Below are 21609 nucleotides of genomic sequence, written 5' to 3'. Positions count from 1 at the left end.
ACATACTGTTAACGTATGACAGTTCGATGAAAGATTTCTAGCAATATTGACAAATTCGACAAAAAAGATGGACAGCTTGGGCGTGGTTGATGAAAGCAAAAAACAACTGGAAAGACCGCGCCGCGTTACGGCGCAGGCGGTTGCCGATGCGGCAGGCGTATCCCGTTCCGCCGTGTCCCGTGCGTTTACGCCCGGCGCTTACCTTGATGCGGAAAAACGTACAAAAATCATGCGGATGGCCGACCGTATGGGGTATCAACCGAATGCGTTGGCGGCGGGGTTGAAGGGGGGGCGATCGCACCTCGTAGCGGTCTTTGTGGGCAACAAGCGGAGCACCTACGACTCGGAGTTTGTGAACCGGTTGGTCGGGCAGTTGAACGCTCTGAACAAGTGGCCGATTCTGATTGATGGCAGTGGAGAGAGCGCTGAATCAGCTATGGATCAGGTTTTGCGCTATCCGCTGGATGCTCTGATTCTGCGCGGGGGCAGCATGCCCGGCGCGCTTGTGGAGCAATGCAGCAAATTCGGTGTCCCCATGATCTCGTCGGGCCGGATCGTGGAGGCGGCGGGGATCGACAATGTGTGCTGCAAGAATGCTGAGGGGATGACCCTCGCGACCCGTGTTTTGTTGGACAAGGGCCGCACACGGTTCGGGTTCATTGCGGGCGCGGCCGAGTTCGGATCTTCAGATGATCGCAGGGCCGGTGTGGTCAACACTTTGGCGGCGGCAGGATTGTCCCTGATTGCGCAAGAGGTCGGAGATTTCACGGTTGGGTCTGGTTACGAGGCAGCGCAGAAACTGCTGCGAGAAAACAGCCTCGATGCGCTGATCTGTGCCAACGATGCCAGCGCCATCGGAGCATTGACCGCGGCACGGGAGTTGGGCGTGGACGTGCCCGAAACACTCTCAATTGTGGGCTTTGACGATATTGAAATGGCTGGGTGGCCCGCGTTCGATCTCAGCACGATCAACAATCCGATCGATCTTTCGGTCGAACATGTGATCACCTTGCTTGAAAAACGTCTGGCTGAACCGGCTAAGGCCAGTGAGACCCTTCTGATCGAGCCCTTCTTTGTCCCGCGCGGTACCCATTGACGCTGATACGGCCTGAGGTTTCAGAAGTCGCGAAGAGTTCGTCGGCGTCGTACTGGTTGTTGATATTCTACACACCGCCTCTTACCCGATTTTGCAGTAAGAGGGAGAGAGGTCCCGACACAAATGCCTTTCTACTGCCGCAGGTGGCTTTGAGTTTGGGCTGACGCCCGGGCCGGAGCTTGTCTCAGACCTCTTTGATCGACGTTTCTGACAGTCTTTCCACCAGGCTTTGCTCGATCTCTTCCAGAACGCCGCGCACGCGTTTTTGCAGGGCGTGTTCGACAGAACAGGTTGGCGCCTCATCTTCAAGGCCGCTTGCGACAAGGCGCTCGTCCAGCGCAAGGTAGACGTCGGCTAGCGTGATTTCGCTCGGCACGCGGGCCAGACGCCACCCCCCGGCATGGCCTTTCTCGGACGTCAGCAAACCGGCGGCACGTAGTTTTCCCAAAACACGACGCACAACAACCGGGTTGGTTCCGGCATGGTCGGCAATTTCGGTTGAGGTGCGCACACGGTCCGGCTCTCCGGCCATGTGGCTGAGCGTATGCAGGGCAAGTGACAGGCGGCTATTGCGCTTCATATGACGGGGTTCTCCTAACCTGCTGGCAACGTAACTTTGGCTGTTGCATTAATCTAGTAACTATGAAAGTTACAAGAACCGCATCCAGAGCTATGGAGACTCATATGTCAGATACGCGCCTTCCCGTCACGGTGCTTTCCGGATTTCTTGGGGCTGGCAAGACCACATTGCTGAACCGGGTTCTCAACAACCGCGAAGGTCGCCGTGTCGCGGTGATCGTGAACGATATGTCGGAGGTGAATATCGACGCCGACCTCGTGCGCGCCGATACCGAGCTGAGCCGCACGGACGAGACGCTGGTTGAAATGTCGAACGGCTGTATCTGCTGCACCCTGCGCGATGACCTGCTGGATGAGGTCCGCCGACTGGCGGCCGAGGGGCGCTTTGACTATCTGCTGATTGAATCGACGGGTATTTCCGAACCCCTGCCGGTGGCTGCGACCTTTGATTTCCGCGATGAGTATGGTGACAGCCTGTCCGACGTTGCACGGCTGGACACGATGGTGACGGTTGTCGATGCGGTAAACCTGCTCGGGGATTTCTCCTCGCATGACTTCCTGCAGGATCGCGGTGAGACCATGGGCGAGGAAGACGAACGCACCCTCGTCCATTTGCTGACCGATCAGATCGAATTCGCCGATGTCGTGATCCTGAACAAGGTCGACGATGCCGGGCCGAAAAAGGTCGACGCGGCCCGCAAGATCATCCGCAGCCTCAATGCGGATGCCGAGATCGTCGAGGTCAATCACTCCGCTGTGGCGGCTGAGAAAATTCTCGATACCGGGCTGTTTGACTTCGATAAAGCCCATGAGCATCCCATGTGGGCCAAGGAGTTGTATGGTTTTGCCGACCACGTGCCGGAGACTGAAGAATATGGTGTTGCGTCTTATGTCTACCGGGCGCGCCTGCCCTTCGTGCCCGAGCGTATCTTTGAGGTTCTGAACGGCGATCTGCCGGGTGTGATCCGGGCCAAGGGGCATTTCTGGATTTCTGCGCGTCCCGATTGGGTGGCTGAGTTTTCGCTGGCCGGGGCGCTCTCTAGCGTGCAGCCTTTGGGCACTTGGTGGGCTTCGGTTCCGGAAGAACGCCGACCGACCCATGACAGCGCCCGCGCCTATATGCAGGCTCATTGGCAAGAACCATGGGGAGACCGCCGGCAAGAGATTGTGTTCATCGGTGCGGGGATCGACTGGCCGACCCTTCGGGCGCGATTGGATGCCTGCCTCGTACCCGCCGTTGCGGCTTTGGGCCCCGACAATTTGCCCGAATATCCCGACCCGTTCCCGATCTGGCGTCGGGCTGAGGCGGCGGCATGAGCGTTGTACGCCAAACCGTGATCGGTGCGGCCGTTGGGGTTGGCGTTGCGGATACGCCCGAGGCGCTGAGCACCTTTCTCAACCCGGGTTGCGCCGCGGCACTTTGGCGGCGTCAAACTCCGCCCAGTGTTCAAAGCTGGCTAAATAGTCTTGACCCCGAGGACCTGCCGAACGGGCGGGTGATCCTTCCGTTGGGCAAGGTGGCCGAAACAATCGGCCATCTTTGCGACATGTCCGGTTTGCCAGCATGCCCTGAGCGGGATTGGCTGGAGGCGGATATCGCCTTACTGGCAGAGGTGTTCTCAGATCTCGTCTCGGCCCGTTATTTGCGGTTGCGGCTGGATGTTGTCACGACCAACGCTTGCCGCAAGTTCCATATCGACGCCATCACCGCGCGACTGGTCTGCACTTATCGCGGCACTGGTACGCAATACGGCATTTCGCGTGATGGCGCTGAGCCGAAACGTGTCTTTACGGTGCAAACCGGTTCTCCGATCCTATTGCGCGGGACACGCTGGCCGGAAACACCGCGGTCGGGCCTTTTGCACCGTTCCCCTCCGATCGAAGGCACCGGCGAGACCCGGCTCGTACTGGTATTGGATCTGATCACCGACCCGGAAGAGGCTGCATGACCGGAAGTCTGGGGCAAAGCAGCTTGCGTCGCAGGAAGCGCGCGGGTGATCCCATGGCCGTCTTTGACAGCCTGCCCGCCCCGTTGCGGCAGTGGTTGTCCGAAGCGGCCCTGCCATGGTCGCCCGTCTCGGCGCGCCGGATTTGGGTCAAAGCGCTGGCCAAGGGTCTTACGCCGGAAGAAACGTTGCTATCGCTGAATCGGGCCGAGGCGAGTACACTGGCACGTGACAAGGTGATGGCCCTGCCGCGCGGTTAAGGCACCCACGCTCTGGGGTCGCTTTGACTTGAAACTACTACGCTCAGCCGTCACCATCCGATCATTGTTGATTGATGAATTACGGAGGGCGCAATGGCCTATAAGCTGATTAAGGGCGAGTTTCATATTTTTTACCCAGACATTCCAAAGCAGGGCCCGGAACCTGACGGAGATACTCTGAAATTCAAGCCAGATGACCCGTCGCTTGTTCAGGACCTTTGGCGTTCGGGCCAGCCCCGGCCCGGCTTCAATGGGCGTGGGATGATCAATCTGCGCTTTGAAGGGCTGGATTCGCTCGAAACCCATTTCCGCAGCGCGCATCAGAACAAACACCTTGCGGAGGCGTCGCGCGATTTTCTATTGGATTGGGCCGGGTTCGGAGACGTGGTGTTCTGGGAGGACAAGCCCAACAAGGTGAAGCAGGTCGAAAACAACCCGGTTCGCGGCTACATCCTGACCAATGGTCTGGACGGCCACGGCCGGATTGTGGCCTTTGTCTACTCGGGTGATGCGCCCGAACCGGACGGTGAGGTATTCAAACTGATGCCGGACCGCGTGGATCTGAGCTTCAACGCGCGCAGCCTGGAGGCTGGTCAGTCCTATCCACTGTTCTACCTGACGCTGCCGATATCTCTTGCGCAGCATCTCGGAGGGATTGCTGATCAGGCCCGCGCGACTGGAAATGGCCTGTATCCCGATGATGCGTCGGCCCCCGGTCAAGACTTCGAAGTAACCCCTGCGAATTATCAGGATCTGGCAATCTGGCCCAAGCTCTTCCGGCGCCTGCATGACTATTTCGCAGATGAATTCGACGATTTGACCGGGTTCGATACCTGGCTGCGCGCGGACCCGAGGGACCGGGACGATCGCATGCTTCTGCCCGAAGACTATGACGCCCATTTCCACAATGTGGTCGAGGTGACCTCGCCCACGTCGATGAGGCTGACAGTCGACCCCAAGGATATCGTGATCCTGCCGGACGATTTCACCATGCCCGACACCGGCCTGCCGTCACAGTAGCGCCAGGTCTAAAGCTCCGCCGAAGGTGCCGGGCCGCGCCAGTCCAGACTGAGATCATGGCGCAGACTATGAGGGAAGGGGATCATCCGATTGGTATCCTCGTCCCACAGCCTCCATTTCAGGCAACTCAGCGCGCCTCGGACGTCGATCGCCGCGCTGTTCCAGTCCTGCGCAATTGAGGCGTTACAGGCCTTGAGGTGATAGCAGGGGATTTTGGCGTTCAGGTGATGCAGGTCATGGAAACCGAAATTCAGCAGAACAAAATCCACAACCGGTCCTAGTCGGAGCGAACTCGCACCGTGCAGAGCCGCTGCATGGGCGGTTTTGTCGCCCGACTGCCGCCAATAGGTTTCTTCGAAGTTGTGCCCGACATAGACGACAAATATTCCGAAACTGCCTGCAAGAAGGCTACCAAGGATCAGGGCGTAAAAACTCCACCAGCCAAGAAGTGTGATGATCAGGCCCCAAAAAGCGAACATTGCGAAATTCTGCAAAAGAACATCCCGGACGCTGACGCGTCGCGTGTTTCGGGGCCAGCGGTATTGGACGAAGTAGATCAGGACCGGGCCGATCAGGAACAATGTGATGGGGTGCCGATAGGCGCGGTAGAAAAGTTTCCTGGACAGGGGCGCGGCTTCGTATTCGCGCCGGGTCATGACATAGACCTCGTGGGCGTCCCGGTGATCCAGATTGCCCAGATGCTGGTGATGCAAATTGTGATTATACCTCAGAACGCTATGCGCGATCCCGGAAAAGAGGCACAGGAGGTTCCCAAGGAGATCATTCCACGTGCGGTTTGTGAAAAAGCTGTAGTGCCCACAATCATGCTGAATGGAGTAGAGCCTAAGTATACCGGCTCCAAACAGAAACGAACCTAAGGTCAGGGAAAGCCATGCCCCGGGAAAAAGGGCAGGGATAGCAAGCCCTGCAGCGACGACGCCCGCGCTGATCGCCAGCGCTTTGAACGCCATCCCATCATCTGGTTTTGTAAATTCCTTCGGAACCTTGATCGAACTCATTACCGTCACTGAAAATGATTGAGACTATGAAATTGCTTGGCGTCCCCAATCGTTAGCACGGCTTTGGATTTCCGCCAAATTCGTTGAGGTGCGCGGCTCAGGCGTCGGTTCGGGACAGCTCCAGAAACATATAGGGCTGTATGTTTTCGAATGGCCAAACGCGGACCACCTGCGTGAGGCCCAGTTTCTGTGCCCCGCGCCCGATCGTGTTGAACACTCCGATATGTTCCTGAAAAACCGGGTCGTCGCTGAACCTGTCGATCATGCGGTCGGTGATCTCAGACCGCACGCGCAGGCGCAGGCTTGACCCTTTTAGGTGGCGTTTGATCTGGGCAAGACGAACGAAGTTGAGGCTGTTCCACAACCCATGAACTTCGTAGGTGTCCTCAACCCATGTGATCCGCTTTCGAAACAATCGCCGTGTCAGGGTCTTTGAGCGAAGCGCGGGGATGTTGAAATGCGGCTCATACGGGAAGCCGTAATTAGGGCACAGGATCAGGCAGCGGCCCTGTGGGGCCAGAAAACGCGGCAGCGTATCCAGGAAATGCCGCCAATCCGGCAAATGCTCCAGCACGTTGACCATGTAGATCAGGTGATAGGGTTGTGACGGAGTGTAGGCCTCATAGGTGCTGCGGTGGATGTCCCCGCCCAGTTTGGCGGCGTGATCCAGAACATGCTCCATCGGTGCGAAGCCTTCGGCGAAAGGCTCAATGGCGTCCAGCGTGATGTTAGGGTTCCGCTGGCGCAGCATGGTCAGCAGGATACCTGCCCCGCAGCCGATCTCCAGCGCGCGCGCGCCGGGGGGCAGGGCGCAGATTTCAGGGTCGAGATTCTGGAAATGAAACCGAGCTGCGCTAAGCCAGATGTCTTTCAGGGGAAAGTCGAACCGCGCGAAATCCTCAAGAATGTCGTCGACCGAAAAAAGGCTTTCTTGAGGGCTGACCGAATGCATACTGATCCCAAGACGAGTGGTTTGAAGGATTGATATAACAATGTGTTGGAGCGGGCCAGCGTCCTATACCATTGCCGCCGTCGGGGTGATCGCCACCGTCAAGGCCATACGCCAAGGCGAGAGCCCGCTGCTTTGGTCTCCGCTGGTGTATTTCACCGCGATTGAGGTGCTGCAGGGCTATTCCTATTCTGTCGAGGGGCAATGCGCATTGCCCCAAAATCAGGTCGCCGCGTTGCTGGCCTATATACATATCGCCTTTCAGCCGCTGTTTACCGGCATTCTCGCCTTGTATTTCATCCCAAAGGATGTACGCGGTATGATAGCGCCCGTGGTCTTAGGTCTTGGCGCAGTGACTGGAGCGTATCTGTTGCTGCAAATTTATCCGTTCGAGTGGGCAGGCCCGTGCCGACCGGGTCGTCTTTTGTGCAGCGATCATCTGTGTGTGAAGGCGGAAAGCTGGCACATAGGGTGGCATTTGCCACTGAATGATCTGGGTGAAAGCCTGCCTGCAACGATTCTTGGGCAGCAATATGATCTGAACTTCCCGGTCTATTTTACGGTGATGTTTCTGCTGCCCGCCGTTCTGGGCGCATGGAAAGTCGCGGGGTTTCAACTGCTTATCGGGCCCACGCTGGCCTGGGCCTCAACCGATAGCCCTACGGAAATGCCTGCGATCTGGTGTCTGTTCTCGCTGGGCATTGTCATGATGATCGTGTTCACGCCGCTCAAATCGGCGCTGCAAGCAAGATCATGGCCTTTGTGGACTGTGCTGCGCTGGGTGAACGGGACCAATAAAAAACCACTCTAATACCCTAACAAACCGTTCACCCGCGCATCACTTTCTTTACCTCGTGCCTAACCTGCGAACCGCGGTTCCAATCTGGTCGGAGACCCGGTTCCCCCTCAAGCCGGTGGGAGGCAAGAAACACTATGGAGGCGACTAAGTCTCGTCGTCATCCTCCAGTTGATACAGAACCCAATCGTCACTCAGGCCTTTCAGTTGTTTGGGTCCAATTTCCTGAAACTCCAGCCCCAGGCCCAAAACCAGATCGCGCACGGTGCTGGAAACCCATGTCTGCCCACCGGGTGTCAGGCTGAGAACACGGGCCGCGATTGCGATTGCGATGCCTGTCACATCGTTGGTGGTGCGCAAGCACTCGCCACAATGAATACCGGCCCGAAGCTTTAGGCCAAGCGCGTCTGCTGTGACCCGAAAGGCCTTAGCGCAGGCGATGGCGGCACTGGGGCGAGGAAAGATCGCCAGCATGCCGTCGCCCATCAGTTTCACAAGTGTGCCTTCGTGTTCTGCAACGGTTTCAAGCGCTGCCGTATCCAGAGCATCCGTGACATCGCGCCACTCGGCATCGCCCAGACGCGCAACGATCTCGGTCGAGTTCGCCACATCGGTCATCATGATCGTGACCAACAGGCTTTTGTTTTCACCATCGGCCGCGCATTCGGCGATATTGTCCTCGAACGTTTGGTCGATCAATGCGCTCGGCTGAGGGTGGATGATCGTCGGGCGAACCGGAAAGGTCTTCACGACCGCCGGTTCGTTACTCTCCATATCAACGACTGCCAGAGTGCTATGCTTGCTGCATGGCGCCCGAAGTTCAGACAGTTCGGGATCGTCGATGGGTTCAATAATTTCAAAAGATGTATTCAACATAACTGCACCAACAAATCGGGACGTTGAAACAGAGATTAAAATCAAATTGTCACCAAACCGCGATGCAGATGTTAACCAGATGTTAACAGGCCCGGTTCTTACGCACGCTAGGCTTGTGTCCGTGGCTGAACATATTCCAAAAAGAGTGTGGGGATGGTTTGGACGAAAACACTCACACGTGCCAAGCTGTGTTTAGAAACAGACATGTAGGACCGCAGAGTTGAAGAAGCTGAACGTATTGTTGGTAGAGGACGACCCGTCATTGCTTGCTCTGACGTCCGCGCTCCTTCGACCGCATTACAATGTTCTTCAGGCGTCCAATGTTGCGGATGCGCGCGCGACGCTTGCGTCCCAATCCGTGGATATCGCGCTGCTGGACCTCGGATTGCCGGATGAAGACGGTCTGGTGCTTGCGCGTTCGATGCGGGCGAAATCGGCACATCCGCCGATCATCTTCGTGTCGTCCCGCAATAGCGCGAGCGACAAGATCAGCGGGTTGGACATCGGGGGTGACGACTATCTGACAAAGCCGTTCGACCCGGATGAGCTTTTGTCCCGGATCAACGCAGTGCTCAGACGTACAAACCCCCAGGCTCAGATGCCCCGTCAAGATACCAAAGTCCGGCTGGGAGAGATCGAGATTGATCTGGACAGTCGACAGGTCTGGAACGCCCAGCACGAGGTCATACCCGTCACACGGGCCGAGTTCGACGTGCTGATGGCCATCGTCAACGCGAACGGTCGGGTGCTGTCCCGCTCGGTGCTGCTGGATGCGGTCGCCCTGTCGCCGGATCATGACGTCGGAGAGCGAACAATTGACGCTCTGGTTGCCAAGATCCGCAGGAAGCTGTCGGATGGCGGCGATGGTCCAAAGATCATCGTGACGGTCCACGGGGTGGGCTATCGACTGGGGGTGACGCGACAGTGAAACCCCGCGCCTTCATATATGATGAGCCGATCAACGCGGTCACCCAGAACTTTCTGGACAAGAAGTTCGAGGCCCAATACCGCGATTGGTACTTCGAATCCACACGCGGGCAATTCCGCACAGCGCTGCTGTTTGGTGCGTCTTTCTATGTCGTCTTTGCTTTTCTCGAAGTTTTTGTTCTTCATTCCCGCAGCTTCTCGGGTCAGGATCTGGCTGTTTGGGGCGCACGGCTGTTCATCATCTCGTTTATCTTCGGGCTGTTCTTTTTCTCACACAAACTTCCCGCGCGTACTTTGCCTGTGATCATCTCTACCGGCTGGTCCATGATGTATCTGGCAATCTGGGCCGCCTTCGCCTTCTCCGGGGATCATGAATCCAAGGATTTTCTGTATCGATTTGCGCTGATCAGCCTTGCGGGCACTGTGTTCCTGCCCTTCGTCTTCTCCCACTCGGCGGCTTTGCAACTTTTGCTGTTCGTTCCAGTCTCGTACTATCTGGTGTTCGACAAAACGAGCTTGAGCAGCGGTATTGATACCTGGATTGGCCCCTCCTTCGTTTTGGCTTCCACTGTTCTGATCGGTCTCTATGCCAAGTTCTTTTCCGAGCGCACACTGCGAGCGAATTTCGTGCAGAGTGTTTATCTGGAAAAGGCGCGCAACGATGCGGAAAAGGCGAATGAGGCGAAATCCCAGTTTCTGGCAACCGCAAGTCATGAGCTGCGCACGCCTCTGAATGGCATCGTGGGCAATATCCGCCTGATCAAATTGACCCCGCAGGATCCCGAGTCTCTGGACCAGAGACTGGATGAGATTGAACGCTCGAGCCTTGCGATGCGCAATCTGATCGACGATGTCCTCAACATCGCGCGTCTTGAGGAAAAGCCCGAAGATCGCGAATTCCGCACCTTCAACCTGTCCGAAGTTCTGCAAGACCTCGAGGCCGTCTTGCGCCCGCTGGCTCGGTCGAAGAACGTACAGTTGATCATCCCGCAGTTTGACGATGGCGTTTATCTCAGCGGCAATAGCGGCCACCTGCGGCACATCCTGCTGAACCTTCTAGGCAACGCGGTGAAGTTCACCAATGAAGGCTCAGTCACGTTGTCTTTTGAGCAATCAAAGCAGTCGGTGGCCTTTACGGTCAGCGATACTGGGATTGGTGTGCCCGAACATCAGGTCAAAGATATCTTTGAACCCTTCACGCAGGCCTCGAACATCGACTCGCGCAAAACAGGTGGAACCGGGCTGGGGCTTTCGATTGTGCGTGGGCTTGTATCAACGCTGAACGGGCAGGTGTCGGTCAAAAGCAATCTGGGCGAGGGGACAGTGTTCCGGGTCGAAGTACCCTTCCACGCAGCTCCGGCACCAAGCCCGCAATCCGAGATGGCAGGATTTGCAGCCACGGTCGGGACGAAGCAAAATGTTCTGATCATCGAGGACGACCCGACCAGCATGGAGATCCTCAAAAGCCTGCTAGAGAGGGATGGTCACACGGTCACCGCAGCGGCCAACGGCAAAGAGGCGATTGCGCGCTTCCGTCCAGATGACACCGATTGCATTCTGACCGATATCCGACTGCCCGACACGACCGGCGTTCAATTGGCCCGTGACCTGAAGCAGATTGCCAAGGAAGCGGGATTGGACAAGTCGATCACGACCATCGCCGTGACGGCCAACGTGATGCCCGAAGATCTGGATGAATACACGAACGCTGGCTTTGATGCGGTTGTGTCCAAACCTTTGGACGAGCGGGTACTGTATGGTGCCATGCGAGCCTCACTCGGGCAGCCGTCGTCCGCGATATCCTATATTCCAAACACCGATGACACCAAAGAACGCCTGAGGAAATTCCTGAGCAATGAAGAGTTGGATCAGGTTTTCCTGACATTCCGTGAGTCGCTCGAAGATTGTTATGTCGAGCTTAAGAAAGCGCAGGGGCAGGGTGACAGGGACCGGATCGAGTTTCTCGTTCACCGTGTTTATGGTAGCGTCTCCAGTTTTGGAGAGACGGAATTGGCCGCCAAGGCACAATCGGTCGAGGGGCTTTTGCGAAGCGGCGCCGAGAATTACGGCGCTGAGTTGGACAAGCTAATTCAATCCTGCGGGGTCGTCATTCAGGGCCTTAAACGACAGGCCTCGTGATGTGGTCTGTCAAAGTGCGGCCTGCGCCCGTTCGATCATCACCACTGATGCCGGGTCGCCACCGCGTAGAGTGTCGGCAGATTTGAACGCGTCGATGGCCTGGGCAAAACGCCCGGCCCGGAAATGGGTCAGGCCAGATTCATAGGCCGCGATCCAAGCTGGCGGTTCAGGCGTGTCGCCGGCCATTGCGATCAGTTCAAACACGACCAATTCCTCGGTGCGGCCCGCGATCTCCATCGTGTCCAATTCACGGGCAATGATCGCGTCGCCCGCTTCGCGCCGGGTTTCGGGGCCGATCAGGATCGCGGTGCCGTATGTCTTGTTAACACCCTCCAACCGGCTGGCCACGTTCACAACGTCGCCAATGGCGGTGTAGTTCAGGCGATGCTCGGACCCGATATTGCCAACCAGCGCTTCACCGCTGTTCAACCCGATCCGAACATGTAGAGCCTCTTCCGACTGGCTTTGCAGGGCTGATGAGTTTTCAATGTCTTCCACCAGTTCCAAAGCCGCGCGGCAGGCGTGTTCTGCATGGTTCGGATTCTGCCTTGGCGCACCCCAGAAGGCCATCACCGCGTCGCCGATGAACTTGTCGAGCGTCCCGTCATGGCGTTCAATCGTTGAAGAGGCCGCATTGAAGAACGGCTCCATCAGTTCCACGACCTTTGGGCCGTGTTTCTCGGCCAGACCGGTGAAGCCAGACACATCGCAGAACAGAACCGAGATCTGCTTAGTCTCGCCACCGGGTTGCGATTTTACACCTGCGGCGACCAGCATTTTCACCAGATCGGTCGGCACGTATTTCCGAAAGGCCGACAGCCCGGCCGCCATGCTCGCCGTCGCAGCCGAGAGGTTCTCAAGCTCGACCAAACGCGAGGGACGACGTGAGACCTGCTCGACATCGAACCGCTCAATCCGGCTGAGGTCTTCAGCGACGCGTGACAGCGGGTTGGCAACGACCCGGCGCACCAGCCAGATTGCGGCGATGGTCGCCAAGGCCACCACGCCCAGCAGGATGTAGACCAGATTGACCAGCGTCCGGTCGATCCCGGACAGAAAGGCCGATTCCGGGATAACCGTCGCCACACGCCAACCGTAAAAACCCAGCGGTGTCAAAGCGACCGCATAAGCCACGTCGTCGTAGACGATCCGTTTCGTCAGGGTGCCCGCAACGACCCCGTCTGCGTCGGTCAGCAGTTTCTGTCCCGAGAGTTTCGCCACTTCGTAAAGCTCTCCCTCACCCATGCGGGCGGGGGTGATTTCGTCCGCGTTGGGATCGGGCACGGCAATGACCTTGCCATCGGCGCTGAGGATAAAGGCCGCACCGAACTCACCGGGGCGCAGGGAGCCCAGAAAGCGGGAAAGGCGGTCGGTATCAATGGCAACCGACAGCACGCCTTGCCGTTGGCGACGTACATCGATTGGGCCGGAATATGCAAACACCGTCTTGTCGCTGTTTGGCAGATCGCGCACTTCGATCCAATCTGGCGTGTCGCGGTCGATGAAGTTGTCATACCAGGGGTGTTCGCGCGGGTCGTAATCTGTTTCGGCAAAGCTGCGTTCTTCGAACTGGATGTCGCCAGGGATGAAGATATAGCGGTCTCTGCGCAGCTTCCTGTCGTGAATGTTCTCGTCGATCTCGATCATCTCAAGCCCGCTATCCCCCAGCCGGTGGGCCGCAAAGAAATTACCATCGGGCCAGCCGAAGGTGATCCACGAGATATTTGGTTGAGATTGCAGCTGAGACAGAAACACAAATTCGCGTTTGTCGGCCTGACGTGTCTCGATCACGTTTTGAATGAAGATCGTCCGGACTGCGGCCCAGGCAGCCTCGGCGGATCTGAGGGTCAGGCCAACCTCAATCCGGACCGTGTTCGAGATCTGGCTGTTGATCTCGGCGGCCAGCATCTGACTGTTGTCCCGCGCCGTTGTCCACCACAGAGAATGCACGATGAAGGTTGACACGCCGATGGACAAAGCGACGAGCATTGACACAGCGATCCCAACGGTGACACGCATTGAAGCTCCACGGCGGCCTATAGCGACTGGCGCTGCAATGCGGACAGTCAGGTTCTAGGTCAAGTCTAGGGGCTGCAACCGTCAGTTGCCAGTTGGTTTCAATCTGCGCTCTAACTTGTGTAGTTGGCGAGAGAAACGCTTGGACAGAAAAACCGGCAGATCGACGAGCGGGTCAATCTGCCGGTGTTTTTGGTATTTTAGGTCAGCTACGACCTTTCCATGGAACTAGCACGTTCTCGGCTTTGCGCATCAGGATATCGATGCCGTAGCCGATGATGCCAATCAGGACGATGCCCATGATCACGATGTCGGTCAGCTGGAATTTCGAAGCCGCGATGATCATCATACCAGCCCCTTTCTGCGCTGCGACCAGTTCCGCCGCAACAACGGTGCCCCAGCAGACTCCCATCGCAACTCGCGCACCCGTGAATATCTCGGGCAGAGAGTTCGGGACGATCACATGACGCATGATCTGCCATTTGGATGCACCCAGCGAATAGGCCGCGTGGATCTTGGAGATGTTCACCCCCGAAACCCCCGCACGGGCCGCAATGGTCATGATCCAAAGGGCAGCAAGGAACAGCAGAACGATCTTGCCGGTCTCCCAGATTCCGAACCAGATGATGACCAGCGGGATCAGCGCCAGCGGAGGGACGGGTCGCATGAACTCGACAATCGGGTCGAACCAACCGCGGAACCAGCCCGACAAGCCCATCGCATAGCCTAGCGGAATGCCCACGATGGCCCCTGCGATGAAGCCTGCGATGACCCGCAGCAACGACCAACCCAGATGCTGCCAGAGCGAGAAGTTCTGATAGCCTTCATTGGCGATCTCGAAGAAACGCGCAACGACCGTTTCAGGCGCAGGCAGCCAGATTGGGTTCATTTGCAAACCCTGTGCTGGCGTAAAGCTGATGGCGCCCTTACCGGTCAGCGATACAGTGCCGTCGCCAACATTGACTTTTGCGTCAGGACCGATCGGATTGCCATTGATCGCGATGATCTTTGCGCCATCTGCGCGTTTGGCGTCGTCGTTCTTGTCAAACAAGATGGTCGAGGACCGCCCGGTTGGGGCAGCAAATGCATCGTCTTTGGCGAAGCCCGTACCGGGATCAACCTCGAAATCTTCGGCGTCTTCTCCGAAGGGTGGGACGCGGATGAAGACGGTGGCGTCATCAGTCGTGCCGTCTGCATTCTCGACCGTGTAGGTGAATTGGGTTTCCCCCACAAACGGCCCCGGAACATGTAGCGGGATCAGTTTCGATCCTGTGAATGCCGCCCAGATTACGAAGATAACCAGAATCGAGATGATCGAGGCTGCGCGATCCGCGCGCACAGCGCTTTCATCGCCAAAGGTCACGGTTTTCAGGCTGGTAAAGTCCTGACGGCTTTGCAGGCCCTTGCGCAGCAGGTGAACGATCAAAAACGCGCCGCCGAACAGGCCGATATAAAACAGAAGTACGATCATGATGCTTGCTCCGTCCGGCCCATGATTTCTTCTTCCATTTCCCAGATCATCGATAGGATTTCATCTCGGGTTTCGGCGAAACCTTCGGACTTTTTGACATCGCGAAGGTCGGCGTTCACGCCGCGTTCCGCGAAAGGCAGATTGTATTCCTTGTGAATTCGCCCCGGACGCGGGGCCATCACGATCAGGCGCTCGCCTAGCAACAGGGCCTCCTCGACCGAGTGGGTGATCAGGATGATGGTCTTGCCCGTCTCTTTCCAGAGTTTCAGGACCAGCCCCTGCATCTTTTCCCGGGTTAGCGCGTCCAACGCGCCCAAAGGTTCATCCATCAGGATGACGTCAGGCTCATTCGCCAGACACCGTGCCAGGGCCACGCGCTGCTGCATACCGCCCGACAGCTCATAGACGGCCTTTTCCTTGAAGTCCTGAAGGCCGACGACCTCAAGAAGATGGTCCGAGATCTTGTCGCGCTCTTCCTTGGGCATGCCCTTCATGCGCGGGCCGAATTCCACGTTTTCGCGCACGTTCATCCATTCGAACAAGGCGCCTTTCTGAAACACCATGCCGCGTTCCGCGTCTGGCCCTTCGACCACGTGGCCATTTAGCTCGACCCGGCCCGAGGTGGGCGCAAGGAAGCCCGCGACGATGTTCAGCAACGTTGTCTTGCCGCATCCCGAGGGCCCGAGGACCGAGACCAACTCACCTTCTTTTAGGCTGAGCGTGACGTCCTGAAGGGCTTGCACCGAGGTACCGTTGGGCAAGTCAAAGCGCATGGACAAATCAATGATGTCCAGTTCAGGCATTCCGTTTCCTTCCTGCAGTTGTTTCCGAAGGCCAGCCGGATGACCGGCCCCCGGAATATGTATGTTGTATTAGTTGGACGCGGCCGCCAGCGGCGCGCTGTTTACAGCGCCCTCATAGGAGTCCAGCGCCGAGTCGATGCTGCCCGCATCCACAAAGACATTGGCAACGCCGCCCATGAACTCATGCGCGCCACCACCCAGCCATTTGTCAGACAGCTGCTCTTCGGCGGAGGGGAAGGTGAAGGTCGCGATGGTTGCCTCGGCATCGGCCAGGTCCATACCTGCATCCTTTGCGATCACGGCCAGCATCTCGTCTTTGGATTCACCTGCGTTCCACTGCGCGTTTGCGTCAGCAGTCACTTTGAGGAACTTGGACAGCAGTTCCGGCTCTTCCTCGATGAACGCGGTTGGTGCGCTTGTGACGTCGAACACCAGAATGCCAAGCTCTTCCTTCTCAGCTCCGGTCAGCAATACGTTGCCATGTTCAGTCATACGACGCAGAGCGCCACCCCAGCCGCAGACCATGTCCAGGTTACCCTGAGCAAAGGCTGCCGCGCCGTCGGCGGGTGCCATGTCGACGATCTCGAGCGAGCTGGTATCCACACCGAAATGGGCCATCTGCGACAGGAACCCATAGTGCGCGGCCGTGCCGATCGGCACACCGACTTTCTTGCCGTTCAACTCTCCGGCGTTGGTTTTGTCGATTTCCAGCGCTTCGGCCACGACGCAGTTGTCATTGTCCGAATAGCTAACCGCAACATCGACGGCCTGCAGGTCCTGACCAGCTGATGTGGCCACAACGAAGGGCGGAACGCCTTGGCTTACAGCGATCTGAACGTCACCGGATGCCATAGCAGCCGACATCGCAGTCCCGGTGTCGAAGGACACCCAGTTGATCTTGACGCCCATCTCTTCTTCATAGGTGCCGTTGGCCTTGGCGTATTGGAACGGCATTGGCCATTCCAGGAAATAGGCGACGGTGATTTCATCCGCGGCCGCTGCTTGTGATGCCGAGAACGCGGCAAGACCGGCGCAGGCCGTTGAGAGCAGATACTTTTTGATCATTGGTTTATGTTCTCCCTGTTGTGATGATCATTTTTTATATGGCCCGACTTTTTGTCTGACCGATACCTGAGACAATAGACCCAAGATGGTGAAACAGCGAAACAAATTGTGCTGCGGCGCTGTATAAACCGGGGGCAGAGCTGAGAAATTGGGCGCGCAGGCGCGCAAAATCCATTTGGCGGCTCTGCCGGGAATTGCTGTTTGTTTTCAACATGGTCTCATGTTGAACCGCCCCCGTGCGCGGTTGCGCCAAAGACGTCTGGTCGAGCGTGATTGCGCTGGTGCCAGTGGAGAGAATCGACACCTCTGATCGCTGTTTCAAAGCGGGCGTCATAGTAGATCCCGTTCCTCCAACACCTTGCGCGCGACGCGGAAGCATTCAAGCGATTGAGGAACACCGCAATAGATTCCAACCACGTGAATGATCGACTGGATTTCCTCCTTGGTGACGCCATTGTTCAGGGCGCCGTTGCAGTGGATTTCCCATTCGTGCATTTTGCCCAACGCACCCAGCATGGCGAGGTTCATCATCGAGCGCGTTTTGGCGTCAATTGTGTCGTCGCCCCAGCCAAAGCCCCAGCACCAGGCAGTCATGGCCTCCTGAAACGGGCGAGTAAAGTCATCGGCCGCCGCAAGGTTCTTTTCCACATATTCTGCGCCCAGGGTCGATTTTCGTTGCTTCAGCCCGGTTTCGAACAGGGTGTCATCCATAGGTCTTCCTCGTGATTATGCGACCCGTTGACTATTGGTCAGCCAATCCGGCAGACGGGTCTCCTGCCAGATGGGACTTGCCTTTATATCCAAATTCAAAAGCAATGAGTCGCACGTCAACCTGCACAGTGGCAGGTTCTACCGTACGGAATCCAAAAGAGTTTAAGGTCAGGCGGGTTTGTCTACGCCGTCCCGCATCCATTGTTGCAGCCGGGCGATGGAATGTTCGCTCATAACGCCGCATTTGGGGTCCAGAACCAGTGGGCCGGGCACATAGCCCTTGGACTTGAGGCCGCGATACACGGATTCGACCAAGCGAATATCCTCGGCCACGGTGGTCTCGCGATCCTGTACGGCTAGTCCTCGGATCACATCGCTTTCATGGCCGCCTTCCGTATACCAGCCCCGCCAGACGGTGCATGTGTCCACGGTTTCGGCCCGCCAGTGATAGGTGTTCAGCACATTCCCCGGATAACACTGGAATGAGAACATGGGCCACAGGAACCACGATTGATAGTCTCCGGCATGGGGCACCGACAGGTCGATCGGATAGGTCATCTTGTCCAGCGCCTGACACTCGGTGGTGTGGCGCAGCACGTAGCCGCCTTGCTTGTCTGGCCGGATGTCATAGGTTTCCGGCTTCACCACGCCCTCGGCAAAGGTCGGGTGGTTCGATGGACAGTGATAGCATTCCGAGTAATTTTCGACCGAGACCTTCCAATTACAATTCTCTGGAATCTCGACCCATTCCAACGGCGCGAGGTCATCAATTTGCGGAACGAATTCCGCAATTTCTTTGCGCACGCCGGGATACCAGTCGTCCATCGGGGCGGCATCTTTGTCGAGATTGACGAAGATGAAGCCGAGAAAAATCTCGGTCCGAACTTCGGTCAGACAGATTTTCTCCCGTTCAAAGCCCGGGACCGACTTGATGTTGGGCCCTGCGCGCAGCCCGCCCGTCAGCTCATACGTCCATTGGTGATAGGGGCAGACCACGACCCGAGTGTTGCCGGTTCCGGTCACCATCTCATGCGCGCGGTGCTGACACACGTTGTAGAAAGTGCGCACCACCTCATCCCTGCCGCGAATGGCAAACAAGTTCTGACCAGCAATCTGAAAGGCAAAATAGTCGCCCACATTCGGGATATCGGCCGCATGTCCTGCGAATTGCCATGTCCGCGCCAGCAGCCCGTTCATCTCATCTTCGAAGACGGCGGGATCGGTGTAGTAGCGGGCCTCGAGCGAGTGGGTGAGCGGCTTGGTCATGATAGATCCTCAACTTGGAAACCGAGGGGCTTGCCTTGGGTAGCGTTCATTTGTGTCGTTATGTGTTGACCGTGGTACATTTGTTTGATTATCAAATCCACAGAAATCTGCGACTCTGGAACAGGAATCCTGCGATGTCCAAGAAAGAACTGCCCGAACGCGCAAAGGTCGTCATTGTTGGCGGCGGGGTCATGGGCTGTGGCCTAGCCTATCACCTTGGCCACGAAGGATGGGGAGAGGAGACCATCCTCCTGGAAAAGGCCGAGCTGACCAGCGGCTCGACCTGGCACGCGGCAGGTCAGATCACTCATTCCACAAGCTCCTATGGGCTGGGTAAGATGGTCGACTACAATATCGGCCTCTATTCGAAAACGTTGGAAGAAGAGACCGGACAGGCCGTCACGTGGCATGGTTGCGGCTCGTTCCGGCTGGCCTATACCGAGGATGAGATGGACTGGCTGCGCCACACACTGTCCGTCGGTCGCGCCCTTGGCTTCAATATTGAGCTGGTGGGGCCCGAGTTTATTGCCGAAAAGCACCCGTTCTACAATCTCGATGGAGTCCTAGGCGCGCTGTATACGCCCGATGATGGCCATGTTGACCCTTCGAACGTGACTATGGCGATGGCGGCGGGTGCGCGGCAGAAAGGCGTGAAGATCTTCCGCCACTGCCGCGCGACCAACATAACGCAGAACGATGCAGGCGAATGGGTGGTCGAGACCGAACAGGGCACGATCACCTGCGAACATGTGGTCAACGCAGGCGGCACCTATGCGCGGCAAATGGGGGAATGGTCGGATCTTCAACTGCCCATGACCTCGATGACGCACCACTATTTTGTCACCGAGAATGTGCCCGAATTTCAGGATCTGGACACGGAACTGCCGGTGATCCGCGATGACAAGATGGTCTCGGGCTATATCCGGATGGAGCAGAAGAAGGGCCTGATCGGGATCTACGAGAAAGAGAACTCGAACTCTGTCTGGCACGATGAATGCCCATGGGAGTACGAGAACTGGCTTTTTGAGGCCGACTATGACCGCGTTATGCCGTGGTTGGAGAACTCGCTGGAACGGATGCCGATCTTTGCCGAGTTGGGCATCACCCGCGAAGTGCACGGTGCAATCAGCCACCCGCCCGATGGCAACCCGATGGTTGGTCCGGCGCCGGGCGTCAAGAACTACTGGTGCTGCTGCGGCACGCAGATCGGCATCGGCTGGGGTCCGGGTTTGACCCGCGAACTGGCGAAATGGATGGTTCACGGGGCCGCCGATATCAACATGCGCGACTATGACCCGCGCCGCTTTGGCAGCTACGCCAAGAAAGATTGGCAGGTCGTCAAGGCGCATGAAGACTACAAGCTGCGCCACGAGATCCCCTTTCCGCATTTCAACCGTCTTGAGGGACGTCCGATCAAACCGTCTCCGCTATATGAGATCCTCAAGGAAAAAGGTGCGGTTTACGAAGAGGTTTTCGGCCACGAACGTCCCCGTTGGTTTGCCCGTAATGGCGTGGAACAGCGCGACCACTACTCGTTCCGCCGCAACGAAGTATTCAAGATGGTTGCGCTGGAATGCCAGGCCGTGCGTGAGCGCGTAGGGATCATGGACGTGACCGCCTTCACCAAGGTTGAGGTCTCGGGGCCGGATGCCCATGCGCTGCTGGATCGCCTGACCGCGAACAAGATGCCTCAGAAAGACGGTTCGATCACGCTGACGCACTTCTTGAACCGCAGAGGGCGGATTGAGCTTGAAACCACGATCGTGCGCATGGCCGAAGATCGCTACTATCTGGTCTGCGCCGCGTTCTTCGAGCAACGCCTTGTGGATCACCTGAACCAGAACCTCGCGGGAGAGACCGTCTCCGTCAAAACGCTCTCCGAAGATTGGTCGGCTTTGTCCCTGAACGGGCCAAAATCCCGCGAGGTGCTGGCCAAATGCACCGATGCCGACCTGTCCAATGCCGGTTTCCGGTGGCTGTCGGCGCAGAAAATCACCATCGCGGGGCACAGGGTCTGGGCCTTCCGAATGTCCTATGCGGGTGAACTAGGCTGGGAATTCCACATGCCGGATGAGGCTTGCGTTGACGTCTACAACGCGCTTTGGGCCGCAGGAGAGGCATTCGGGATCGAGAACTACGGCTCGTTCGCGATGAACAGTCTGCGGATGGAAAAAGCCTTCCCTGGCGCTGGAGAACTGACAAATGAGGTCACTTTGCCCGAGGCGAATGTGAGCCGATTCTTCAAGCTGGACAAAGAGTATCTGGGGGTTGAAGCCACCCGCGCCAGCGCCGAACAGGCCCAAGCCGGGCAAATGCCTTGGATCTGCGCCTATCTGGAAATCGAGCCAGACGGCATCGAAGATGGTCATGGGGGTGAGGCAATCCGCATCGGCGGCGAGGTCGTGGGCGCGACCGCTTCGGTTGCTTATGGTCATAGCGTCGGCAAGATCCTCGCCTTTGCCTTCGTCAAGCCGCATGTGAATGTCCCCGGCACTGAGGTCGAGGTCGTGATCGCCGGCTGCCCACGCAAGGGGCGTATCCTTGGCGAAGCGGCTTATGATCCGAAGTCCGAGCGTCCCAGAACGGATGCTCCGGCCGCAGTTCCGGCATAAATACGAAGGGGGCAGGGCGCGCGTTTCTGCCCCTTCAACAAGTTCTGCGCCAAAAGGA

The 21609-nt window shown here is 57.5% G+C and carries 20 protein-coding genes; 9 read left to right on the top strand and 11 right to left on the bottom strand.

The features are described from left to right. Positions 1 to 67: 67 nt before the first annotated feature. A complete protein-coding gene (locus tag ACR0KL_RS06755) occupies positions 68 to 1096 on the top strand; it encodes a LacI family DNA-binding transcriptional regulator (protein WP_170679744.1) in 1029 nt (342 codons plus the stop codon). 184 nt (positions 1097 to 1280) lie between these two features. On the opposite strand, the gene ACR0KL_RS06750 is transcribed toward ACR0KL_RS06755, so the two are convergent. After that, entirely contained in the window at positions 1281 to 1676 is a 396-nt protein-coding gene (locus tag ACR0KL_RS06750) for an Rrf2 family transcriptional regulator (protein WP_170679746.1), read from the bottom strand. 104 nt (positions 1677 to 1780) lie between these two features. Here ACR0KL_RS06750 and ACR0KL_RS06745 point away from each other — a divergent pair, with 104 nt between their 5' ends. The 4 genes from ACR0KL_RS06745 (at position 1781) to ACR0KL_RS06730 (ending at position 4901) form a co-directional block, all read left to right on the top strand. Beyond that, on the top strand, positions 1781 to 2992 hold the full coding sequence (locus ACR0KL_RS06745; protein ID WP_480776804.1) for a GTP-binding protein: 1212 nt from the start codon (positions 1781 to 1783) through the stop codon (positions 2990 to 2992). Beyond that, a complete protein-coding gene (locus ACR0KL_RS06740; RefSeq protein ID WP_170679750.1) occupies positions 2989 to 3624 on the top strand; it encodes a DUF1826 domain-containing protein in 636 nt (211 codons plus the stop codon). Before ACR0KL_RS06745 ends, ACR0KL_RS06740 begins: the two co-directional genes overlap by 4 nt. After that, complete coding sequence (locus tag ACR0KL_RS06735; protein WP_170679752.1) at positions 3621 to 3881, top strand: DUF6525 family protein; 261 nt, start codon at positions 3621 to 3623, stop codon at positions 3879 to 3881. Before ACR0KL_RS06740 ends, ACR0KL_RS06735 begins: the two co-directional genes overlap by 4 nt. A 93-nt stretch (positions 3882 to 3974) precedes the next feature. Further along, complete coding sequence (locus ACR0KL_RS06730; RefSeq protein ID WP_170679754.1) at positions 3975 to 4901, top strand: hypothetical protein; 927 nt, start codon at positions 3975 to 3977, stop codon at positions 4899 to 4901. 8 nt (positions 4902 to 4909) lie between these two features. On the opposite strand, the gene ACR0KL_RS06725 is transcribed toward ACR0KL_RS06730, so the two are convergent. Both ACR0KL_RS06725 and ACR0KL_RS06720 read right to left on the bottom strand, forming a co-directional pair. Further along, entirely contained in the window at positions 4910 to 5920 is a 1011-nt protein-coding gene (locus tag ACR0KL_RS06725; RefSeq protein ID WP_170679755.1) for a fatty acid desaturase, read from the bottom strand. Between the two features lie 97 nt (positions 5921 to 6017). Then, positions 6018 to 6872, bottom strand: coding sequence for a class I SAM-dependent methyltransferase (locus ACR0KL_RS06720; RefSeq protein WP_170679757.1), 855 nt, complete (start codon positions 6870 to 6872; stop codon positions 6018 to 6020). A 40-nt stretch (positions 6873 to 6912) separates the two neighbouring features. Between ACR0KL_RS06720 and ACR0KL_RS06715 the strand changes: the two genes are divergently transcribed. After that, positions 6913 to 7680 (top strand): DUF5765 domain-containing protein, encoded by a 768-nt coding sequence (locus ACR0KL_RS06715; protein WP_170679759.1) that lies wholly within the window; start codon positions 6913 to 6915, stop codon positions 7678 to 7680. Positions 7681 to 7812: 132 nt separating this feature from the next. Here ACR0KL_RS06715 and ACR0KL_RS06710 read toward each other — a convergent pair whose 3' ends face one another. After that, a complete protein-coding gene (locus tag ACR0KL_RS06710; protein WP_170679761.1) occupies positions 7813 to 8439 on the bottom strand; it encodes an adenylate/guanylate cyclase domain-containing protein in 627 nt (208 codons plus the stop codon). 322 nt (positions 8440 to 8761) lie between these two features. Between ACR0KL_RS06710 and ACR0KL_RS06705 the strand changes: the two genes are divergently transcribed. Both ACR0KL_RS06705 and ACR0KL_RS06700 read left to right on the top strand, forming a co-directional pair. After that, positions 8762 to 9469, top strand: coding sequence for a response regulator transcription factor (locus tag ACR0KL_RS06705; protein WP_170679763.1), 708 nt, complete (start codon positions 8762 to 8764; stop codon positions 9467 to 9469). After that, the gene (locus tag ACR0KL_RS06700) at positions 9466 to 11607 is read left to right on the top strand and encodes an ATP-binding protein (protein ID WP_170679765.1); all 2142 of its coding nucleotides are present in this window, start codon (positions 9466 to 9468) and stop codon (positions 11605 to 11607) included. The genes ACR0KL_RS06705 and ACR0KL_RS06700 overlap by 4 nt, the downstream gene beginning before the upstream one ends. 9 nt (positions 11608 to 11616) lie before the next feature. On the opposite strand, the gene ACR0KL_RS06695 is transcribed toward ACR0KL_RS06700, so the two are convergent. From ACR0KL_RS06695 to ACR0KL_RS06665, 7 genes are all read right to left on the bottom strand, one after another. Then, positions 11617 to 13626 carry an adenylate/guanylate cyclase domain-containing protein gene (locus tag ACR0KL_RS06695; RefSeq protein WP_480776803.1) on the bottom strand — a complete coding sequence of 670 codons (2010 nt, stop codon included), beginning with the start codon at positions 13624 to 13626 and terminating at the stop codon, positions 11617 to 11619. Between the two features lie 202 nt (positions 13627 to 13828). Further along, positions 13829 to 15094 carry an ABC transporter permease gene (locus tag ACR0KL_RS06690; RefSeq protein ID WP_170376954.1) on the bottom strand — a complete coding sequence of 422 codons (1266 nt, stop codon included), beginning with the start codon at positions 15092 to 15094 and terminating at the stop codon, positions 13829 to 13831. Beyond that, a complete protein-coding gene (locus ACR0KL_RS06685) occupies positions 15091 to 15897 on the bottom strand; it encodes a taurine ABC transporter ATP-binding protein (protein ID WP_170376956.1) in 807 nt (268 codons plus the stop codon). The genes ACR0KL_RS06690 and ACR0KL_RS06685 overlap by 4 nt, the downstream gene beginning before the upstream one ends. A gap of 69 nt (positions 15898 to 15966) precedes the next feature. Then, complete coding sequence (locus ACR0KL_RS06680) at positions 15967 to 16962, bottom strand: ABC transporter substrate-binding protein (RefSeq protein ID WP_170376958.1); 996 nt, start codon at positions 16960 to 16962, stop codon at positions 15967 to 15969. Positions 16963 to 16996: 34 nt separating this feature from the next. Then, positions 16997 to 17296 (bottom strand): hypothetical protein, encoded by a 300-nt coding sequence (locus tag ACR0KL_RS06675; protein ID WP_480776802.1) that lies wholly within the window; start codon positions 17294 to 17296, stop codon positions 16997 to 16999. Then, complete coding sequence (locus ACR0KL_RS06670; RefSeq protein ID WP_170376962.1) at positions 17293 to 17673, bottom strand: carboxymuconolactone decarboxylase family protein; 381 nt, start codon at positions 17671 to 17673, stop codon at positions 17293 to 17295. The genes ACR0KL_RS06675 and ACR0KL_RS06670 overlap by 4 nt, the downstream gene beginning before the upstream one ends. Before the next feature lie 168 nt (positions 17674 to 17841). Further along, positions 17842 to 18939 carry an aromatic ring-hydroxylating oxygenase subunit alpha gene (locus tag ACR0KL_RS06665; protein WP_170679771.1) on the bottom strand — a complete coding sequence of 366 codons (1098 nt, stop codon included), beginning with the start codon at positions 18937 to 18939 and terminating at the stop codon, positions 17842 to 17844. 134 nt (positions 18940 to 19073) lie between these two features. Here ACR0KL_RS06665 and ACR0KL_RS06660 point away from each other — a divergent pair, with 134 nt between their 5' ends. Next, a complete protein-coding gene (locus ACR0KL_RS06660) occupies positions 19074 to 21551 on the top strand; it encodes an FAD-dependent oxidoreductase (protein WP_170679774.1) in 2478 nt (825 codons plus the stop codon). Positions 21552 to 21609: the final 58 nt, after the last annotated feature.

The organism is Ruegeria sp. C8 (assembly GCF_056537565.1).
This window is presented reverse-complemented; position numbering and strand designations above follow the sequence as displayed.